This is a genomic window from Saccharomonospora sp. NPDC046836 (assembly GCF_040645195.1).
GTDB lineage: Bacteria > Actinomycetota > Actinomycetes > Mycobacteriales > Pseudonocardiaceae > Prauserella_A.
The window spans coordinates 1-1,363 of record NZ_JBEYXW010000129.1 but is presented as its reverse complement, the minus strand read 5'-3'; the positions used below and the strand labels follow the sequence as shown (position 1 = coordinate 1,363).

Below are 1,363 nucleotides of genomic sequence, written 5' to 3'. Positions count from 1 at the left end.
GTGGCAGGAAGCGTTGCGGATGCGGTCCGGCGTGCGGGTAGCGGCGGAGCAGGATCTCGCGCACCCGTCGCGGACCGTCAGGGTCGCCGCCGAAGCCGGCCGTGCGGACGGCGTCCTGGATGGCGTTCTTCATCTGGCCCTTGACGAAGATGCGGCGCTTGCCGTCGTCGTCCTCGATGGCCGGGTCGCGGTCGTCGGTCTGGACGGTGACGATCATCTGCATGCGGGGGTTGCCGTCGGACCAGAACAGGGGGTCGCCGGTCTTGATGTCCTTCTGCTGCTGGACGGTCGGCGTCTCGGTGATGGTGCCGCCGACGATGGTGCCGGGGGTGGGGAAGCTGGCGGAGGGGGCGCCGCCGCCGCCCATGAGGAAGTCGTTCGCGTCCATGGTGATGGTGCTCCTGCTCTAGGCGATGAGGGATTCGAAGCCGGCCCGCGCGGGGCGGTCGGGGTTGTTGCCGGGGCAGCCGACGGCGAGGTCGGTGGAGCCGGGCTTGTACCACTCGCAGAACATGCACTTGGCCTTCGGCGAGGTGGGGACTGTGGTCCACCAGCTGTGGCCGAACTCGGTGTCCTCGGCGTTGTCGCTGGTGAATCGGTCGGTGATGTGGTCGAGGCGGGCGAGGGCGTCGAGGGCGACCTGCCGGTTGTACGGCTCGGTCCAGACGTGGACGAGCAGCTGGTGGTAGCGGCCGACGAAGCAGATGGCGACGCGCTGCGGGGTCTCGCCGGCGTTCTCCTGGCCGAGGCCGTAGAGGTGGGCCTGGATGCGGTACTGGTCGCCCGGGCCGCCGCGCCGGTACTTCTCCAGGGAGGACTTGCCGACGAGCTTCCAGTCCCAGACGGTGCCGGTCGCGCGGTCGTAGAGGTCGGACGATCCGGCGATGACCCGGCCCTCGGCGGGGCTGTCGCGGACGGTGACGCGCTCCTCGATGCGGTACCGGGGCCGGCCGTCGGGCAGGGTGGCCTGGCGTCCCTCGAACGCCTCCTCCATCCAGGAGTGGAAGCCGGTGCCGATGACGGGGGCGATGACTTCCTGCCGGGTGTTGGCCTTGGGCCAGTCGAGCATCAGGTAGGAGATCGCGCGTTCGCACGGGTTGCCGACGCCGGACGGGCCGATGCGCTTCTGGAGGGACCGGGGGGCGTTGCTGGCGGTGTCGGTGATGAGCTGGGCGATGCGCTCGGCCAGGACCTGGCCGACCTCGTCGCTACCGGTGGTGGTCGCCATCGGCTCCTCCTCTCTGGTGGTGCCGGGCCGCCCCCCGGGGGGGGGGGCCGCCCCCGGGGTGAGGAGTGGGGGTGGACCCGGGCCCCGGTTGGGGCCCCCGGAAAGGCGGCGATGAACGGCATTATTATCCCGGCG

At 71.1% G+C, this 1,363-nt stretch carries 2 protein-coding genes; both read right to left on the bottom strand.

Going from position 1 to position 1,363, the window contains the following annotated elements; translation table 11 throughout:
* Positions 1-388 (bottom strand): hypothetical protein (locus ABZ863_RS35685; protein WP_358544217.1); only part of this gene is annotated, 388 nt, incomplete at its 3' end.
* Positions 389-406: 18 nt separating this feature from the next.
* Positions 407-1,228: a hypothetical protein gene (locus tag ABZ863_RS35680; protein WP_358544214.1), complete on the bottom strand. Its 822-nt coding sequence runs from the start codon at positions 1,226-1,228 to the stop codon at positions 407-409.
* Positions 1,229-1,363: the final 135 nt, after the last annotated feature.